This window comes from Microbacterium sp. NPDC056234 (assembly GCF_042267585.1).
Classification (GTDB): domain Bacteria; phylum Actinomycetota; class Actinomycetes; order Actinomycetales; family Microbacteriaceae; genus Microbacterium.
Map to the genome: position 1 here is coordinate 366799 of NZ_JBHJTE010000004.1, position 18833 is coordinate 385631.

Here is an 18833-nt window from a genome sequence, read left to right on the forward strand (position 1 = left end):
CGCCTGGGCCAGGATGGTCGCATGACGCGTTCTGCGACGGACTGGCTGCGATCGCTCCCGTCGCTCACGGGCATACCGCCCGCGTTCGACCCCTCCGATGCACCGGATACACCCGAACAGCTCTTCCTCGAGTGGATCTCGGCCGCGTCCGAGGCAGGTGTCGCCGAGCCGCATGCCATGACGCTCGCGACCGTCGATCGGGACGGCTTCGCCGATGCGCGGACGCTGATCCTCAAGGACGTCGACCGTCGCGGCTGGGCCTTCGCCGGGCATCGGGTGTCGCGCAAGAGCGAGCAGCTGTTCGAACGACCGGTGGCGGCATTGAACTTCTGGTGGCAGCCGGTGACGCGCGCCGTCCGCGTGCGCGGCTCTGTCATCCCAGCGGATGCCGACGAGAGCGCCGCCGATCTCGTCGCGCGCTCGCCCGCGGCGCGCGACGGCATCCGGCCGGGGGACTGGCTGCTGTGGCGCCTGGTCCCTGATCGCGTCGAGTTCTGGCAGGGGTCTGTCGATCGACGGCACCTGCGGCTCGTCTACGAGCGCGCCGGTGAAGGCTGGACGCGCCGCATCGCCACCGGACACACGGATACCCATCAGAGCGGAGAGACCAACGCATGAGCGACTACGAAGTGATCAGCATCGGGGCGCCGGACGCATGGCGCGAGCATTTCGGCGGGTTCGCTCCTTCGCGCTCCCGTGACGGACGCCGCGTCGTCGACCACGAACTGACGATGCAGTACGTCGGCATGACCGCGAACGCGCTGCAACCAGGCGAGGAGGCCGGGTACTGGCACACCCATTCCCGCGTCGAGGAGCTGTACGTGTTCCTCTCCGGTCGCGGGCAGATGGGCCTGGACGACGACGTCGTCGAGGTCGAGGCCGGCACGGTCATCCGCGTCGGGCAGGGCGTGTGGCGGACATGGCGTGCGCGGCCGGACAGCGACAGCGAGCTGCGCTGGCTGTGCATCCGCGCCGGCGGCGAGCAGCTGCCGCATCTGCCCGATGACGCCACGCGCGCGCCCGACCGGCCGATGCCGTGGGCGAACGCGTGATCGATCGCGCGCACTAGACTGCGAGGCAGTGACACGGGGTGCCGCGACCGCGGCTGAGAACAGACCCGTCGAACCTGATCTAGTTCGTACTAGCGAAGGGATGTCGCGATGAGCGATCTTCTGCGTCCAGTTTCCGATACCGACCTCGCCTCCGAGGCCGCGACCCTGTTGGCGCAGCTGCGCGCAGCGCCCCCGCTGACACACTGCATCACGAACGCGGTGGTCACCGGCTTCACCGCCAACGTCCTGCTCGCCCTCGGTGCGTCGCCCGCGATGGTCGACATCGTGGGCGAGTCCGAGATGTTCGCGACCATCGCATCGGGCGTGCTCATCAACCTCGGCACTCCGAGACCCGAGCAACGCGCTGCCAGCCGTGAGGCGGTGGCCGGTGCCGCGGCGGCCGGGACGCCGTGGGTGCTCGACCCGGTCGCGATCGGGGCGCTGCCGGTGCGCACCGCCCTCGCGCACGACCTCCTTGCGCTGCGACCGACCGCGATCCGCGGGAACCCTTCCGAGATCCTGGCGCTGGCAGGTGCCAGCGCCGGCGGTCGCGGCGTCGACACCACCGATACGACGGATGCCGCAGCAGATGCGGCGTTCGCACTCGCGCAGCGCCATGGCAGCGTCGTCGCCGTCTCCGGGCCGGTGGATCTGATCACCGACGGCCGGCGCGTGATCCGCATCGCGAACGGCGATGCGCTGCTGACCAGGGTGACCGGAGGCGGGTGCGCGCTAGGCGCAGTGATGGCCGCATTCCTCGGCACCGCGCGCGCCACAGGAACGGACGCGCTCACGGCGATCGCCGCGGCTGCTCTCGTCTACACGATCGCGGCGGAGCGCGCGGCGTCCGCCTCCGCGGGCCCCGGCAGCTTCGCCGTGGCGCTGCTCGACGCTCTGGCGGCCGTCCGTCCCGGCGACGTCGCGGCCGCTGCGCGCATCGAGGAGGCGACCCGATGATCGCGGACCTCTCGCTCTACCTCGTCACTGACGCGGCGTTGTGCGGCGCTCGGGGCGTCGTCGAGACGGTCGCGCAGGCCGTGGACGGCGGTGTGCGCATCGTCCAACTCCGCGACAAGGCGGCGACGGATGCCGAGATCACCGCTCAGCTCCTCGAACTGTCGCGCGTGATCGACGGGCGCGCACTGCTCGTCGTCAACGACCGTCTCGACGCGGCTCTCGCCGCGCGGGCGCAGGGCGCGCGTGTGGACGGCGTGCACCTCGGACAGGGCGACGAGTCAGTGCTCCGCGCCCGCGCGCTGCTCGGCCCCGATGCGCTGATCGGCCTGACCGCGAACAGCCCGGCCCATCTCGACGCCGTGCTCGCCCTCCCCGCCGGAACGGTGGACTATCTGGGCGTCGGTGTCATCCGACCGACCAGCACGAAGCCGGATCATCCGCCGGCGCTCGGTATCGACGGCTTCCGCATGTTCGCCGCGGCCAGCCCCCTGCCGTGCGTGGCGATCGGCGGCGTCGGCCTCGAGGACGCCGCCGACCTCAGGGCCGCCGGGGCCGCCGGCGTGGCTGTCGTGTCCGCGTTGTGCGCCGTCGACGACCCGCGTGCGGCCGCCGCCGAGTTCCTGAGGCGGTGGCGCGCCCGATCGACACCCCGCGTGCTCAGCATCGCGGGCAGTGACCCGTCCGGCGGCGCGGGCATCCAGGCGGATCTGAAGTCCATCGCCGCCAACGGCGGATACGGCATGGCGGTCATCACCGCGCTGACCGCGCAGAACACTCGGGGTGTGCGGACCGTGCACGTACCACCGGCCGCGTTCCTGCAGGATCAGCTCGACGCACTGTCTGACGACATCGTCATCGACGCGGTGAAGATCGGGATGCTGGCGAACGCCGAGGTGATCCGTGCCGTGACCGATTGGCTCGACACCGAGCGTCCGCCGATCGTCGTCGTGGACCCCGTCATGGTCGCCACGAGCGGTGATCGCCTGCTCGATGCCGACGCCGAAGGTGCCCTGCGCGCACTGCTGACGAGGGCGGACATCGTGACCCCCAACCTCGCGGAGCTCTCGGTACTGGCGGAACGTCCGATCGTCGGCTGGATCGATGCGCTCGCCGCTGCGGACGAGTTGTCGACGCGGATCGGCGCCGCTGTGCTGGTCAAGGGCGGGCATCTCTCCGGAGACGACGCACCGGACGCCCTCGTGGATGCCGCGCAGCACACGCGGCGCGAGTTCGCCGGCACGCGCATCGCGACGGCGAACACGCACGGCACCGGATGCTCGCTGTCGGCGGCGATCGCCACGCGCCTCGCTCGCGGGGATGCTCCAGAGAAGGCGGTCGTGGCCTCCCGTGCCTGGCTGCGAGAGTCCCTCCGCGCCGGCGACGCGCTGCGTGTCGGTCGAGGGCACGGCCCGATCAGCCACTTCGCGGGGCTCTGGGCCAGGGGCGGCGTCGAAACCAGTCCATCGGCCACCGAGATCGCCGACGATTGGTGGGACCGCATCCGCGGCATCCACGAAGGCATCGACGAGCTCGCGTTCATCCGCGGTCTGGCCGACGGCACGCTGGGGCGCGAGCCGTTCGTGTTCTACCTCGGCCAGGACGCGCTGTATCTCCGCGAATACGCGCGGGTTCTCGCCGAAGCGGCCCGGCGGGCTCCCACGTCCGCCGAGCAGGCGTTCTGGGCCAACGGCGCGCATGGGGCGATCGTCGGAGAGCTCGAGCTGCATGCCTCCTGGCTGACGCCGGAGCATGGCGTGACGTCCGATACATTCCGTTCCGAGCCGTCCCCGACCACGACGGCCTACTTGGATCATCTGCGCTCGACCGCGTTCGGCGGCGACTACGCCGAGCTGATCGCCGCGATCCTGCCGTGCTACTGGCTGTACACCGACCTGGGCAGGCGCCTGCACGCGGGGGAGTTCGGCGAATATGCGCGCGACCCGCGGCATCCGTACGCCTCCTGGCTCGAGACCTACGCGGACCCGGCTTTCGAAGAGGCGACGGCCCAGGCGATCGTGTACGTCACGCAGGCGGCCGCTGCGGCGGACGACGAGACCAGGGCGAGGATGTTCCGGGCGTTCGAGCGCTCCAGCGCATTGGAGCTCGCCTTCTTCGCGGCTCCTCTGGAGCCTGCTCTGCTCTGAGCGGAGACTCTTCCGCTCAGAGGGTGGGACCTGCTGACATGGACACATGACGGAAGTGCTGATCCTCGGAGGAACCGGCTGGCTGTCCGGCCGCATCGCGCAGCGATGGCAGGATGCCGGGGCCCGCGTCACCTGCCTCGCACGCGGTGGCCGGCCGGTGCCGGACGGAACCGTGCTCGTGCCGGGGGACAGGAACGACGCCTCCGCATACGACCCGCTGCGCCGGGACTGGGACGAGATCGTGGACATCTCGTCCCTCGGACGTCACGTTCACGACGCCGTGGCGGCCCTCGGCGAGCATGCTCGCCGGTGGACGTACGTCTCGTCGGTGTCCGTGTACTCCGACGAGACGACCATCGGCGCCGACGAGTCGGCTCCGATGCACCTCCCGGCACACGATGACGACGATGAATACCCCGGCCAGAAGGTGGCGGGCGAAAACGCGGTGCGAACGCTCGGGGAGCGCGTCCGCATCGTGCGCCCAGGGTTGATCATCGGCCAGGGCGACCCGAGCGATCGATTCGGATACTGGGCGGCCGCGTTCGACAGGGCCGGAGCCGGGTCGGTGCTGGTCCCGCCGGTCGCAGACCGTTGGGCGCAGGTGATCGATGTGGACGACGTCGCTGCGTTCGTCGTGCGGGACCGCGGTCGTGGGGTCGTGAACGTCGTCGGTGACCCGCATCCGCTCGGCGACGTGCTCGCGCTCGTCCGCGCGCGCACCGGGCACACCGGCGACGTCGTCGAGGCGGAGGCCGACTGGCTGGAGCAGCACGAGGTCTCGTACTGGATGGGGGAGCGCTCGCTGCCGCTCTGGCTGCCCGCCGAGATGACGGGATTCATGCGCCGCAGCAACCGTGCGTTCCTCGCCGCGGGAGGAAGCCTGACACCGTTGGACGCGACGATCGCGAAGGTCGTCGCGGATGAGCGAGAGCGCGGCGTCGACCGCATCCGGCGCGCCGGCCTGATGCGCGCCGAGGAAGTCGATCTGCTGGACGCACTGCGCTCGCCGTGACGCGGATGACGGCCCGGATTTGCGCCGGTGGCGCCGCGGGCGCTATCGTCGCGGCATGCCTTCGGTCGCACCCGCTTCGCTGACGCTCGTTCCGAGCGTCGCTCCGGTGCGCCGACGCCGCGGCGGACGCCGACTCTAGGCGACCCTCGCGCTGCTGCCTGCACGGGTACGGCTGTGAGCGTCGCCGCCTCCGTCGACGACCACCCAGACCGTTAAGGTAGAACCATGACGTACACCGTCGCCGTCTCCGGCGCATCCGGCTATGCGGGCGGCGAGATCCTGCGCTTGCTGGCCGATCATCCCGACATCGAGATCCGCACCGTCACCGCGCATTCCAACGCGGGTCAGCCGCTGATCCAGCACCAGCCGCACCTGCGCTCGCTCGCCCACCTGGTTCTGCAGGAGACCACGCCCGAGATCCTCGCCGACCATGACATCGTGTTCCTCGCGCTGCCGCACGGGCAGTCCGGTCAGTACACGGATGCGCTCGGTGACGTCCCTCTCGTCATCGACGCCGGCGCCGACCACCGCCTCACCTCGAAGACCTCATGGGACGCCTTCTACGGCGGGACCTTCCATGACGCGTGGACGTACGGCGTTCCCGAGTTGATCGTGGACGGGGCGAAGCAGCGGGAGGGCCTCCGCGGCGCGACCCGCATCGCCGCCCCCGGGTGCAACGCGTCGACGGTGAGTCTCAGCCTCGTTCCCGGTGTCGCCGCCGGCGTCATCGACCCGTCCGACATCGTGTCGGTCCTGGCGGTCGGGCCGTCGGGCGCAGGCAAGAGTCTGAAGACCAATCTGCTCGGCAGCGAGATCCTCGGCACCGCGAACCCCTATGCGGTCGGCGGTACCCATCGGCACATCCCGGAGATCCAGCAGGCGCTCGTCGCCGCCGGCGGCGACGAGCCGCGGATCTCGTTCACGCCTGTGCTGGTCCCGATGTCCCGCGGCATCCTGGCGACGTCGACGGCTCCGATCGTCGACGGCGTCACCGACGCGCAGATCCGGGAAGCGTGGCAGAGCGTGTACGGCGATGAGACGTTCGTGCAGCTGCTGCCGGAGGGGCAGTTCCCTCGGACGGCCGATGTCCTCGGCGCCAACACCGCGCTGATGGGAATCGCCATCGATCGCGCCGCCAACCGGGTGACCGTCGTCACCGCGGTCGACAATCTCGTCAAGGGCACCGCCGGTGCCGCCATCCAGTCCATGAACATCGCGCTCGGGCTCCCGGAGTCCCGCGCCCTCACCGTGAATGGAGTCGCACCGTGAGCGTCACCGCACCCGCAGGATTCGAGGCGGCCGGAGTCGCCGCAGGACTGAAGTCCACCGGCAAGCCGGACGTCGCCGTCGTCGTCAACCGCGGCCCGCGCAAGGTCGGCGCTGCCGTCTTCACGAGCAACCGTGCCAAGGCCAACCCGATCATCTGGTCGCAGCAGGTCATCCAGGACCGCATCGTCGAGGCCGTGGTCCTCAACTCCGGCGGGGCGAACTGCTTCACCGGCGCGTTCGGGTTCCAGACCACGCACCAGACCGCGGAGAAGGCGGCCCAGCTTCTCGACATCGGGGCGGGGGATGTCCTGGTGTGCTCCACCGGCCTCATCGGCACCGGCGACGAGGAGTTCCGCGCCAAGGTGCTCGCTGGCACCGAACAGGCGATCGCCGAGCTCTCGGCAGACGGCGGAGATACAGCGGCCCACGCGATCATGACGACAGACACGGTCGCGAAGACCGCTGTGGTCTCCCGCGACGGCTGGACGATCGGCGGCATGGCGAAGGGCGCCGGCATGCTCGCGCCCGGGCTGGCCACGATGCTGGTCGTGATCACCACGGATGCCGACCTGGAGGCGCTCGAAGCCGACACCGCGCTGCGGAGCGCGACAGGGAGGACGTTCGACCGGCTCGATTCGGACGGCTGCATGTCGACCAACGACCAGGTCACGCTCCTCGCCAACGGCGCGAGCGGAGTCAAGCCCGACCTCGAGGAGTTCGCTGCCGCGCTGCGCGAGCTCTGCCAGGACCTCGCCGTCAAGCTGCAGGGCGACGCCGAGGGCGCGAGCCACGACATCACGATCCGCGTGACCAACGCGGTCAGCGAGCAGGACGCCGTCGACGTCGGACGCTCGGTGGCGCGCAACAACCTCTTCAAGGCCGCGATCTTCGGCAATGACCCGAATTGGGGCCGCGTGCTCGCGGCGATCGGCACGACGAGCGCGCAGTTCGACCCGTACGACGTCGACGTGTGGATGAACGGCGTGCGCGTGTGCACGGAAGGCGGCCCCGACCGGCCACGTGAGGACGTCGACCTCGCGCCGCGCGCGACGGACGTGCTCATCGACCTCAAGGTCGGCGACGCCGAGGCGACGATCCTCACCAACGACCTCACGCACGACTACGTCCACGAGAACAGCGCGTACTCCTCATGACGGACATACAGGACACCACACCGGACATCGCGGCCGAGAAGGCATCGACCCTCATCGAGTCGCTGCCGTGGCTGAAGAAGTTCCGCGACCAGATCGTCGTCGTCAAGTACGGCGGCAACGCCATGGTCTCCGACGAGCTGCAGGATGCCTTCGCGCAGGACATCGCCTACCTCCGCTACGTCGGCGTGCTGCCGGTCGTCGTGCACGGTGGTGGGCCGCAGATCTCCAGCATGCTGGACCGCCTCGAGATCCCGAGCGAATTCAAAGGCGGCTACCGGGTCACGAACACCGAGGCGATCAGCGTCGTTCGGATGGTGCTGACCGGCCAGGTGAATCCGCAGCTGGTCGGCCGGATCAACTCGCACGGTCCGATCGCGACCGGGCTGAGCGGCGAGGACGCCGGCCTCTTCGGCGGTCGACGCCGCGGCGTGGTGATCGACGGCGAGGAAGTGGATCTCGGACGCGTGGGTGACGTCGTCCAGGTCGACCCGACGCCCGTGCTCGATCACCTCGCCGCAGGGCGGGTGCCGGTCGTCTCGAGCATCGCACCCGATCTCGATCACCCTGGTCAGTCGCTGAACGTCAACGCGGATGCCGCGGCATCCGCGCTCGCGACGGCGCTCGGAGCGCGCAAGCTCGTGATCCTCACGGATGTGCCGGGGCTGTACGCCGACTGGCCGAACCGCGACTCGCTGGTGTCGCACATCACCTCAGGCGATCTCATCGAGATGCTGCCGACGCTCGAATCCGGCATGATCCCGAAGATGCGGGCCTGTCTGGACGCCGTGCAGAGCGGCGTCGACGCCGCGGCCATCATCGACGGGCGGGTGCCGCACTCGGTACTCGTCGAACTGTTCACGAGCAAGGGAATCGGGACCGAAGTGGTCGCGGGAGAGAGGAAGAAGGCATGACCGTCTGGCAGGAGGACGCCGCACGCGATCTGGTGCTCAACGCGGGGGATCGGCTGGCGCTGATCACCCGGGGAGAGGGCTCGTACCTGTACGACGGCGACGACCGACGCTACCTCGACTTCCTCGGAGGCATCGCCGTGACATCGCTCGGCCACGCGCATCCGGTGTTCGTCGAGGCCGTCTCCCGACAGGCCGCGACCCTCGCTCATGTGTCGAACTACTTCGCGACGCCGCCGCAGCTCGCGCTCGCCGCACGGCTGAAGCGCCTCGCCGGCGCAGGCATCGACGGCCGCGTGTTCTTCTCGAACTCGGGCGCAGAGGCGAACGAGGCGGCGTTCAAGCTCGCCCGCCTGCACGGCGGCGACGATCGCCCGCGCATCCTCGCCCTCGAGAACGCCTTCCACGGCCGCACCATGGGTTCGCTGGCGATGACAGCGAAGGCCGCCATGCGCGCTCCCTTCGAGCCGATGCCCGGTGGTGTCGAGCACATCCCCGGGACCATCGAGGCGCTCGAAGCCGCGATCGACGATCGCGTCGCGGCCGTCATCGTCGAGCCCATCCAAGGCGAGGCCGGTGTCGTCGAGCTTCCGGAGGGGTACCTCGCCGCAGCCCGTTCGCTGACGCTCAAGCACGGCGCGCTGCTGATCGTCGATGAGATCCAGACCGGAGCCGGGCGCACCGGTGCCTGGTTCGGTTTCAGCCATGAGGGCATCACGCCGGACGCCATCACGCTCGCCAAGGGCATCGGCGGCGGGTTCCCGATCGGCGCGCTCGTGACCTTCGGGGCGGCGAGCTCGCTGTTCACCCCCGGGTCGCACGGTTCGACGTTCGGCGGCAACCCGCTGGCCACCGCCGTCGCGGATGCCGTGCTCGCCGAGATCGAGCGTGCTCGCCTCGTCGAGAACGCGGCGACCCGTGGTGCGCAGCTGCGTGCGGTCATCGAAGAGATCGACTCGCCGCTCGTCACCGGCGTTCGCGGCAAGGGCCTGCTGATCGGCGTCGCACTGAGCGCCCCGGTCGCCGGCGCCGTCGTCGCCGCAGCCCAGGAGCGCGGCCTGATCATCAACGCCGCGAACCCCGAGAGCGTGCGCATCGCACCCGCCCTCACGATCGGGGATGCCGAGATCGACGAATTCCAGACGCTGTTCGCCGCTTCGCTCGCCGATGTGCAGGCGCTGCTCGCGGCATCCGAGACCGAAAGTGCTTCCGCATGACCCGCCACCTGCTGCGCGACGACGACCTGACCCCGGCCGAGCAGGCCGAGATCCTCGACCTCGCCGTCGAACTGAAGAAGGACCGCTGGGCCGACAAGTCGCTCGCCGGCCCCCAGACGGTCGCCGTGATCTTCGACAAGTCCTCCACGCGCACGCGCGTCTCCTTCGCGGTCGGCATCGCGGACCTCGGCGGTTCTCCGCTGATCATCACGACCGCCAGCAGCCAGCTCGGCGGCAAGGAGACGCCATCGGACACCGCGCGGGTGCTCGAGCGCCAGGTCGCCGCGATCGTCTGGCGCACTTACGCGCAGGCGGGGCTCGAGGAGATGGCCGCCGGCACCCGCGTGCCGGTCGTCAACGCGCTCTCGGATGACTTCCACCCCTGCCAGCTGCTGGCCGACCTGCTCACGATCCGTGAGCACAAGGGCGATCTGAAGGGGCTGACGCTCACGTTCTTCGGCGACGGACAGAGCAACATGGCGCACTCCTACGCGCTCGCCGGCGTCACCGCCGGCATGCACGTGCGCATCGCTTCTCCGGCCGAATACGCCCCACGCGCCGACGTCATCGAGGCCGCCGATCGCCGCGCCGCGGAGACCGGCGGCTCGATCTCGCTCTACACCGACGCGAACGAGGCGGCCGCCGGTGCGGACGTCGTCGTCACCGACACCTGGGTGTCGATGGGCAAGGAGGAGGAGAAGCTCGCGCGGATCCGCGACCTCGGCGGATACAAGGTCACGACGGAGACGATGCAGATCGCCGATCCCGACGCGATCTTCATCCACTGCCTCCCCGCAGACCGCGGCTACGAGGTCGATTCCGAGGTGATCGACGGCCCGCAGAGCGTCGTCTGGGATGAGGCGGAGAACCGCCTGCACGCCCAGAAGGCGCTGCTGGTCTGGCTGCTGCGTCAGGGCTGAGTCGATGGCGCCCGGGTTGGCAGGCCGCTGGCAGCGGTTGAACGGCCCGGCGCGCATCGGCGGCGTCGACCTCGCCCGAGGGCTCGCAGTGATCGGCATGTTCGCCGCGCACCTGCTCGCCACGGCGGACCACTGGGACTGGAGCGACCCGTCGACCTGGCTTTTCATCGTCGACGGTCGCTCCTCCATCCTGTTCGCCACCCTCGCCGGGGTCTCGATCGGTCTCGTGACCGGCGGCGCGGTTCCGCTCTCCGGGGATCGCCTGCGCACGGCGCGCGGCCGGTTGGCGGTGCGGGCCGGGATGCTGTGGCTCACCGGCATCCTGCTCATCCTCACCGGCGTGCCGGTGTATGTGATCCTGCCCGCCTACGCGATCCTCTTCCTGCTCGCCCTGCCGTTCACGACGTGGACGTCGCCTGCTCTGTTCTGGGCCGCTGGGGGGATCGGTGCGGTGATGGCGTTCCTGCAGCCGGCGCTGAACGAACTGCCCCTCTGGCACGGGCCGTTCGGCGAGGAGATCTCGGCGGCGCTGGGATGGAACTACCCGTTCCCGGTCTGGATCGCGTTCGTGCTCGCCGGCCTCGGCATCGCCCGTGCCGATGTGCGCCGTCTTCGCACGCAGCTGTGGATGCTGGGGGCGGGGTCGGCGCTCGCGTTCGTCGGATATCTCGAGTTCGGGACCCCGACGGACTCGACCTACCTGCAGCAGGTGTTCACCGCGTACCCGCATTCGTCGGGGCTCTACGAGGTGTTCGGCACGGGTGGCTTCGCGATCGCCGTGATCGGGGCCTGTCTGCTGATCTGCCGGCTGACCGTGCTCCGGATGCTGGTGCTTCCGCTGCGTGCCACGGGGGCCATGCCGCTCACGGCCTATACGGCACAACTGCTCATCTGGGCTGTGGTCGCACTCGCGGCGTTCGGCGACACCGATGACCTGATGGCCTTCCGAGCACTGGAGCCGTTCTGGCCGCTCACGATCGGCACGATCATCGCATGCACGGCATGGGCGCTGCTGGTCGGGCGCGGCCCGTTGGAGTGGCTGCTGGACCGCACGGCGAGGGTGGTCGTCCCGGCGCGCCCTCGCATGATCGGTAGGCTGAATCCATGAGCGAGGCGAAGCATGACGGAACGAACGAAGGCGCTCTCTGGGGTGCACGATTCGCGAGCGGGCCGTCGCCGGAACTGGTGGAGCTGAGCCGCTCCACGCACTTCGACTGGATCCTCGCCCCCTATGACATCGCGGGCTCCCACGCGCATGCGACGGCGCTCGAGGCCGCCGGCTACCTCGAACCGGACGAGGCACGTCGAATGCACGACGGGCTGGATGCCGTCGCCCGCAAGGTCGCCGATGGCACGATCGTGGCTCAGCCGACGGATGAGGATGTCCACGGCGCCCTCGAGCAGGCGTTGATCGCCGAACTCGGACCGGAGCTGGGCGGGCGACTCCGCGCCGGTCGCAGCCGCAACGATCAGATCGCCACGCTCGTGCGCATGTACCTGATCGACCACGCCAAGGTCATCGCTCGTGACCTGCTGCGCGTGATCGATGCGCTCGTCGCACAGGCGGAGGCGCATCCCGACGCGATCCTGCCCGGTCGCACTCACCTCCAGCACGCGCAGCCCGTGCTGCTCGCGCACCACCTGCAGGCGCACGCGTGGCCGCTCGTGCGCGAACTGGAGCGGCTCGTCGACTGGCGCGTCCGCGCCGGCACATCGCCGTACGGCGGGGGAGCGCTCGCCGGCTCGACGCTCGGGCTCGACCCGGCGCTGGTCGCTCGTGAGCTCGGACTCGATCGTCCGGCCGAGAACTCGTTGGATGGCACCGCCGCACGTGACGTGGTCGCGGAGTTCGCTTTCATCGCGGCCATGACCGGCGTCGACCTGTCGCGGTTGTCGGAGGAGATCATCCTCTGGAACACGCGCGAGTTCGGCTTCGTGACGCTGCACGACAGCTACTCCACCGGTTCGAGCATCATGCCGCAGAAGAAGAACCCGGACATCGCCGAGCTCACGCGAGGCAAGTCCGGCCGATTGATCGGCAACCTGTCCGGCCTCATGGCCACGCTCAAGGGGCTCCCGCTGGCATACAACAGGGATCTTCAGGAGGACAAGGAGCCGGTGTTCGACTCGGTTCAGACGCTCGAGGTGGTCCTGCCGGCGTTCGCCGGCATGATCGCGACGCTGCGCTTCGACACCGAGCGGATGGCCGAGCTCGCGCCGCAGGGCTTCTCGCTCGCGACCGATGTGGCCGAGTGGCTCGTGAAGCGTCGGGTGCCGTTCCGCGACGCGCACGAGATCTCGGGTGCCTTGGTGCGCGCGTGCGAGGAGCAGGGGATCGGCCTGGAGGACGCGTCGGACGAGTTGCTGCTGTCCGTCTCCGCGAACCTCGTCCCCGAAGTGCGCGAGGTGCTGTCGATCCAGGGTTCGGTCGCGTCGCGGACCGGTGCCGGCGGCACGGCCGGTGTCCGCGTCGCCGAGCAGCGCGCTGAGCTCATCGCGCGCACGCAGAACGCGGCGCACGCACTGGGACTCTGACCCGCTGGTCGTCGCAGCCGCTCAATGCAGTGACTCGTCGGCCTCCGAGCGGACCCACCGGGTGAATCGCACGACGAGTCCTGACCGCGTCGGTGCCGCCAGAAACGGTCCGGCGGTCGCGACGGCATCCGGATCGAACGGCGCCACCCGCACGAGTCGCCAGTCCCCGTCGTCCGCCTTGGCGCGGACGATGATCGCGTCCGGCCAGCGGCTGACGCGTACCGTGATGTCCGCATCCCGCCACTCGTCGACGAAGCCGACCGACCAGTCCGATCGACCGTCGGTGACGACAGCACCGAGTCCGAGATGGCCGTCGGCGAACTCGATGCCTGCCTTGATCCAGCGCTCGTCGTCGATGCGCACGAAGACCCCGGCCTGGTCGAACTCGCCGTTCCAGGGGGCGCGGAACGCGACCTCCATCGCCTCGCCGACGGCGAATGGAGCGGTGAGGGCGTGCTCGCTGCCGTGCACGAAGCCGTAGGCCGTGTGCCGCCACGCGTCGCTGCCCTCCGCAGCGGTGACATCGAGATGACCGTCTTCGACCGTGACCTCGGGGAGATGGGTCCAGGCGCCTTGGTGCCAGGGGATGCTCGTATCAGGCATTTTCTCAGTAAATAGCCAATCAGTGCATGTAAATGAGATATGCGTGTTATGGTTATCACATGGTGATCGCCGTGATCGCCGACATCGTCGGCTCCCGCAGTCTCGAGGATCGGGAATCCGCACAGCGGGTTCTCGACGAGACCATCACGCGCGTCCAAGCAGATCTCCCGCTCGCGACGCAACCGCTGAGGCCCACCGTAGGGGACGAGCAGCAGGCCGTCTACGCCCGACTCGGCGATGCGCTGACATCGCTGCTCATGATCCAACTGGCACTCCCGGACGGCATCTCCTTTCGATTCGGCGTCGGGGTGGGGGCGATCCGTGCGATCGACTCTGCGCACGGTGATCTGTCGGACGGGCCAGGCTGGTACGCCGCGAGAGACGCGATCGAGACGGTTCACGCTCGTGAGCAGCGCGCCGTGCCGCGCATGCGCACCTGGATCGTCGGTGCCCAGGGGCAGGATGAGGTCATGGAGTCCGTGATCGCCGCATCGAACGCGTATCTGCTCGCCCGAGACGAATTGGTAGGCGCCATGAGCGAGCGCGAACGGCGGCTCACATACGGGCGCCTGATCGGCACGCCTCAAGCGGATCTTGCGCGCACCGAGGGCATCACGCAGCCGAGCGTGTCCAAGTCGCTGCGCAGTGCCGGGGCCGCGGCACTCATCGAAGGCGTCGCACAGATGAGGGGAGCGATCTCATGATCCTCGCCGGATTCCTGCTGCTGGCCGTCGGCGCTGTCGACCTCGTCCGTCAGTTCGTGCCGCGGCGATGGATCGGGTACCTGGTGACGCTCATCGTGCTGCTCGTGCTCGGCAGTGTCGCAGACGCGCTGCTCTCCATGATCCTGGCGATCGCGGCCGGTGCGGCCTGGGTGTGGCTCATGCCGCGGGAGCGCGACTCGAGATTCGGCTTCTGGCCGGCTGTCGCACTGGCTCTCGTCGTCGCGCTCTCGGTCGTGTGGGCCGGCGCGCGTCCGGATGCCGGGATCATCGGTCTGTCCTGGAACATGGACTCCCCGTTCGGACCGATCCCCTTCGATCTCGCCGTCCTCGTCCTCGGCGTCGTCGCGTTCCTGCTGGAATCCGCCAACCTCGTGGTCAGGGCGGCGCTCTCAGGGGAGCACACCTGGCGCCCCGATGACGCGGGGATCGCTCCGGAACCCGCAGTCCAGGTCGACGCAGTGCCGATCGTCTCTGGTGACGAGGCCGCCACCGAACAGACGAGCGTCGGGGATGCGATCCCGATCGCGCCGGCCGCGCCCGGGGCCCACGCCCAGCGCGGCGGTTTCAAGGGCGGGCGTCTGATCGGACCGCTCGAGCGCGTGATCGTCTTCATGCTCACGCTCACCGCGGCCTACCCGATCCTGGCCGCGATGCTGGCGGCGAAGGGCATCGTGCGCTTCCCCGAGATATCCAAGGACGGCGAGACGGGGGCGCGCGCCGAGTACTTCCTGGTGGGCAGTCTGGTCAGCTGGGTGATCGCGCTCGGTGCGGCGCTCCTGGTGTGGTGGGGCGTGCACGCCTGACCGGCGAGCGCCTGCTGCGCTGATAGCCTGGAACGCGTGTCGAATACCGCTCTGACGACTGCTCCGCAGACGATCGACCCCGCGTTCGAGAACGTGTGGGACGAGATCGTCTGGCGTGGCCTCGTCCACGTGTCCACCGATCAGGAGGCGCTGCGCGCCCTTCTCGCCGGGGACCCGATCACGTATTACTGCGGGTTCGATCCGACCGCTCCCAGCCTGCACCTGGGTCACCTGGTGCAGCTGTTGACGCTGCGCCGGCTCCAGCTGGCCGGTCACAAGCCGCTCGGTCTCGTCGGCGGTTCGACCGGCCTCATCGGAGACCCGAGGCCGACGGCCGAGCGCACGCTGAACACGCCGGAGACGGTCGCCGAGTGGGTCGGCCGCCTGCGTTCCCAGGTCGAGCGCTACTTGAGCTTCGAGGGCGAGAACGCCGCCCGCATGGTGAACAATCTGGATTGGACCGCGCCGCTGAGCGCGATCGACTTCCTCCGAGAGATCGGCAAGCACTACCGCGTCGGCACCATGCTCAAGAAGGATGCCGTCGCCGCACGGCTGAACTCGGATGCGGGCATCAGCTACACGGAGTTCAGCTACCAGATCCTTCAGGGGCTGGACTACCTCGAGCTGTACCGCCAGTACGGCTGCGTGCTGCAGACGGGTGGCAGCGATCAGTGGGGCAACCTCACCAGCGGAACGGACCTCATCCACCGCACCGAGGGCGTCTCCGTGCATGCCATCGGCACGCCGCTGATCACGAACACCGACGGCACCAAGTTCGGCAAGAGCGAGGGCAACGCGATCTGGATCGACGCGGAGATGACCAGTCCGTACGCGTTCTACCAGTTCTGGTTGAGCACGGCGGATGCCGACGTCATCGAGCGCCTGAAGGTCTTCACCTTCCTCTCCAAGGCGGAGATCGAGGAGTACGCGCAGCTCGTCGAGACCGAGCCGTTCCGCCGCGCCGCGCAGAAGCGACTCGCACTCGAGGTCGTCGCCACGGTGCACGGCATCGATGCGACGGCCGCGGTGATCGCGGCATCCGAGGCGCTGTTCGGTCAGGGCGATCTGACGACGCTGAATGCCGAGACGCTGCGATCCGCACTCGTGGAGCTGCCGAACGCGACGGTCGACGCCGGTACCCAGGTCCTCGACGCGCTGGTCGCCACCGGGCTGGTGTCGAGTATGTCCGAGGCACGGCGCGCGATCGCTCAGGGCGGTGTCACGCTCGACGGCGCCCGTGTCGAAGACGAGAACGCGACGATCCAGGGCGGCCTGCCCGGCGGCGTCTCGGTCCTTCGTCGTGGGAAGAAGACTCTCGCAGGCATCTTCATCGGCTGATCATGCCGTTCACGCCGAGCCACGCCGTCGTGGCGTTGCCGTTCATACGGACGCCGCTGATCCCTTCGGCGATCGCGATCGGAGCGATGACACCGGATCTTCCGTTGTTCGTCCGCGGGGTCGGCCTCGAATACGGGTTCACCCACACGGGCGCGCACATCGTGTGGACCGGACTGATCGCTTTCGTCCTGTTCCTGGTCTGGCGGGTACTGCTGCGGCCGTCGGCCGCGGAGCTCTCGCCGACCTGGGCGGCCGCTCGCCTCCCCCGCGAATGGAATCAGACTCCGTGGGCCGCGGCCAGGCAGGCGGTGGGTGCGGGGGAGCGCCGCTGGTATCCGCTGCTGCTCGCCGCATCCCTGCTGATCGGCGTGGCATCTCACATCCTGTGGGACCTCTTCACGCATGAAGACCGGTGGGGCAGTGAGGTGCTGCCGATCCTGGATGCCCAGTGGGGACCGCTGCAGGGATTCAAGTGGTTGCAGCACGGCTCGAGCGCGCTCGGTCTGATCATCATCGGGATCTGGATGCTGATGTGGTTGCGGCGTCGCACTCCGCGTGAGGCGGTCGAACGACTGCTGCCCGGTGGGGTCCGAGTCGCATGGTGGCTGTCTCTGCCCGCCGTGCTCGTGGTCGCCTGGGGGGTCGGGCTCGTCGCCTATGGACCGCTGACCGAGGATTTCACGGTGCAGCATCTGGCCTACCGCGTCCTCCCGCCGGCCTGCGCGGTCTGGGGCATGATCACCGTGGCGCTGTGCGTCGTCGTCGGCGTTCGGCGTACCGCCCGCTGATCACCACGTCGCGGGATCCCGTCCCCATTGCCGGGGTGCGTCGAACTCGAGTCCAGGGATCGCGGAGCGGACGGTGACGACATTCTGCGCGCCGACGCGGAAACGCTGCGTATGCGCCGTCGGATCGAGCGGCGCTGCGGGCTCCGGGTCTGCAGTGCGCGGCATCCCGAGCAGTTCGGCGGCGACCCGGCGCAATGACGTCCGAACCGTGCGGATGACGCCCGTCGTCCGTCGGTCATGAAAGGCGTCGCAGATGGCGGCGGCCAGGAGATAGCCGGCGGAGTGGTCCAGTGCCTGAGCCGGCAGAGCCCCCGGCCGCTCACCGTCAGGCGATTCGATGAGCGCGATCCCCGACTCTGCCTGCACGAGGCTGTCGAACCCGCGTCGCTCGGGATGATCGAGGCCCCACGCGCTGAGCTGCGCGACGATGAGGTCGGGGTGACGCTCCGCCAGCGCGGCGCGGGAGAGTCCGAGGCGATCGAGCGCCGAGGGTCGATACCCCAGCACGATGACGTCGGCTGCACTGAGCAGCTCTTCGAATCGTGCCGACGCCGCATGCAGGATCGTGGACCGCTTGGCATGGCCGGTGTCCAGGTGCTGCCATCCGGGCTCCGGGATGCCGGGTGGGTCGACCCGAAGGACGTCCGCCCCCAGCAACGCGAGCGTCCTGGTGCACACGGGACCGGCGATGACGCGCGTCAGATCGAGGACCCGTACGCCGGCGAGGCCGGGTTCGGGCGCGAGACGCCGGACCGCGGCCTGCCCCGTCGGCTCCGACACGACAAGAGGATGCTCGCGCAGCGCCAGGTCGGCTGCCGGATCCTCTTCGAGAACGGGGACGGCGAGCCCGCCGGCTTCAGTGACCCGGGTGACGGCATCGACGGTCGAGCGCTCGGACAATGCGGATGCGAGCGCATCGGCCTCGGCATCGTCGCTCAGGTGGAGCGCCCGTCGCAGGGCGCGAGCATGATGCGGGTAGTTCGCATGGGTGCGCACCCAACCATCGGACGAACGCCAGAATCCGGACAGCGGAGACCAGACGTCGGGGGAGCGACCGTCGATGGTGAGCTGGCGGTCGCTCCGGTATGCCGCGGCGATGCGGTGGAGATCCAGATGCGCTGCGTCGACGGAGGGATGCCGAGCGGCAGCGCACACCGCCAGGACGCTCGCACGCGCGAGCGCATCGACGGCGAGGCGAGAAGGAAGAGCCTGCATGGCCCGATCGTACGACCGCCGAATCGGCGGGACCATGATCCGGTGCGACACGCCCGGGTGGTGGTGTGGATTTGCTGGGGTGGTGGTTCCCGCGTAACTTATTACTTGTTCGCCCCACAGGGAAGCGGAAAGGCCGAGTGCCTCACCCCCCTCAAGTGGAGAACCACCCCCGATTCCTTCTCTCTCTTGAGAG

General features: G+C 69.4%; 18 protein-coding genes and 1 riboswitch. Of the genes, 16 read left to right on the forward strand and 2 right to left on the reverse strand.

From position 1 onward, the window contains the following. The first annotated feature begins 21 nt into the window (after positions 1–21). The 12 genes from ACFCYE_RS13690 to argH all read left to right on the forward strand — a co-directional run bounded on the left by ACFCYE_RS13690 (position 22) and on the right by argH (position 13168). Positions 22–618: a pyridoxal 5'-phosphate synthase gene (locus ACFCYE_RS13690; protein ID WP_376179542.1), complete on the forward strand. Its 597-nt coding sequence runs from the start codon at positions 22–24 to the stop codon at positions 616–618. Continuing rightward, positions 615–1052 carry a cupin domain-containing protein gene (locus tag ACFCYE_RS13695; RefSeq protein WP_376179544.1) on the forward strand — a complete coding sequence of 146 codons (438 nt, stop codon included), beginning with the start codon at positions 615–617 and terminating at the stop codon, positions 1050–1052. The genes ACFCYE_RS13690 and ACFCYE_RS13695 overlap by 4 nt, the downstream gene beginning before the upstream one ends. Positions 1053–1076: 24 nt before the next feature. Beyond that, positions 1077–1170, forward strand: a riboswitch (TPP riboswitch). Further along, positions 1161–2009, forward strand: a complete 849-nt coding sequence (gene thiM / locus ACFCYE_RS13700) for a hydroxyethylthiazole kinase (RefSeq protein WP_376179546.1) — start codon at positions 1161–1163, stop codon at positions 2007–2009. It overlaps the preceding riboswitch by 10 nt. Then, a complete protein-coding gene (locus tag ACFCYE_RS13705) occupies positions 2006–4153 on the forward strand; it encodes a bifunctional hydroxymethylpyrimidine kinase/phosphomethylpyrimidine kinase (protein WP_376179548.1) in 2148 nt (715 codons plus the stop codon). The genes thiM and ACFCYE_RS13705 overlap by 4 nt, the downstream gene beginning before the upstream one ends. 46 nt (positions 4154–4199) lie before the next feature. Further along, complete coding sequence (locus tag ACFCYE_RS13710; protein ID WP_376179550.1) at positions 4200–5165, forward strand: NAD-dependent epimerase/dehydratase family protein; 966 nt, start codon at positions 4200–4202, stop codon at positions 5163–5165. 225 nt (positions 5166–5390) lie between these two features. Beyond that, positions 5391–6434, forward strand: coding sequence for an N-acetyl-gamma-glutamyl-phosphate reductase (argC, locus tag ACFCYE_RS13715; RefSeq protein WP_376179552.1), 1044 nt, complete (start codon positions 5391–5393; stop codon positions 6432–6434). Then, positions 6431–7588, forward strand: a complete 1158-nt coding sequence (argJ, locus tag ACFCYE_RS13720; RefSeq protein ID WP_376179553.1) for a bifunctional glutamate N-acetyltransferase/amino-acid acetyltransferase ArgJ — start codon at positions 6431–6433, stop codon at positions 7586–7588. The genes argC and argJ overlap by 4 nt, the downstream gene beginning before the upstream one ends. After that, positions 7585–8499 (forward strand): acetylglutamate kinase, encoded by a 915-nt coding sequence (gene argB / locus ACFCYE_RS13725; RefSeq protein WP_376179555.1) that lies wholly within the window; start codon positions 7585–7587, stop codon positions 8497–8499. Before argJ ends, argB begins: the two co-directional genes overlap by 4 nt. Further along, positions 8496–9713 carry an acetylornithine transaminase gene (locus ACFCYE_RS13730; protein WP_376179556.1) on the forward strand — a complete coding sequence of 406 codons (1218 nt, stop codon included), beginning with the start codon at positions 8496–8498 and terminating at the stop codon, positions 9711–9713. Before argB ends, ACFCYE_RS13730 begins: the two co-directional genes overlap by 4 nt. Beyond that, complete coding sequence (gene argF / locus ACFCYE_RS13735) at positions 9710–10633, forward strand: ornithine carbamoyltransferase (protein WP_376179557.1); 924 nt, start codon at positions 9710–9712, stop codon at positions 10631–10633. Before ACFCYE_RS13730 ends, argF begins: the two co-directional genes overlap by 4 nt. 4 nt (positions 10634–10637) lie before the next feature. Further along, a complete protein-coding gene (locus ACFCYE_RS13740) occupies positions 10638–11741 on the forward strand; it encodes a heparan-alpha-glucosaminide N-acetyltransferase domain-containing protein (RefSeq protein ID WP_376179558.1) in 1104 nt (367 codons plus the stop codon). Then, positions 11738–13168 (forward strand): argininosuccinate lyase, encoded by a 1431-nt coding sequence (gene argH, locus ACFCYE_RS13745; RefSeq protein WP_376179559.1) that lies wholly within the window; start codon positions 11738–11740, stop codon positions 13166–13168. The genes ACFCYE_RS13740 and argH overlap by 4 nt, the downstream gene beginning before the upstream one ends. A gap of 21 nt (positions 13169–13189) precedes the next feature. Here the strand turns inward: argH and ACFCYE_RS13750 are convergent, their stop codons facing one another. Next, positions 13190–13771, reverse strand: a complete 582-nt coding sequence (locus ACFCYE_RS13750; RefSeq protein WP_376179560.1) for a DUF1349 domain-containing protein — start codon at positions 13769–13771, stop codon at positions 13190–13192. 59 nt (positions 13772–13830) lie between these two features. On the opposite strand from ACFCYE_RS13750, the gene ACFCYE_RS13755 reads away from it, so the two are divergent. The 4 genes from ACFCYE_RS13755 to ACFCYE_RS13770 are packed head-to-tail and all read left to right on the forward strand — an operon-like array spanning position 13831 to position 17425. Continuing rightward, positions 13831–14475: a SatD family protein gene (locus tag ACFCYE_RS13755; protein WP_376179561.1), complete on the forward strand. Its 645-nt coding sequence runs from the start codon at positions 13831–13833 to the stop codon at positions 14473–14475. Further along, positions 14472–15299 (forward strand): hypothetical protein, encoded by an 828-nt coding sequence (locus ACFCYE_RS13760; RefSeq protein WP_376179563.1) that lies wholly within the window; start codon positions 14472–14474, stop codon positions 15297–15299. Before ACFCYE_RS13755 ends, ACFCYE_RS13760 begins: the two co-directional genes overlap by 4 nt. 36 nt (positions 15300–15335) lie before the next feature. Continuing rightward, entirely contained in the window at positions 15336–16637 is a 1302-nt protein-coding gene (gene tyrS / locus ACFCYE_RS13765; RefSeq protein WP_376179564.1) for a tyrosine--tRNA ligase, read from the forward strand. A gap of 2 nt (positions 16638–16639) precedes the next feature. Then, complete coding sequence (locus ACFCYE_RS13770; protein WP_376179565.1) at positions 16640–17425, forward strand: DUF4184 family protein; 786 nt, start codon at positions 16640–16642, stop codon at positions 17423–17425. Here the strand turns inward: ACFCYE_RS13770 and ACFCYE_RS13775 are convergent, their stop codons facing one another. Further along, the gene (locus ACFCYE_RS13775) at positions 17426–18640 is read right to left on the reverse strand and encodes a CoA transferase (RefSeq protein ID WP_376179567.1); all 1215 of its coding nucleotides are present in this window, start codon (positions 18638–18640) and stop codon (positions 17426–17428) included. Between the last annotated feature and the right edge of the window lie 193 nt (positions 18641–18833).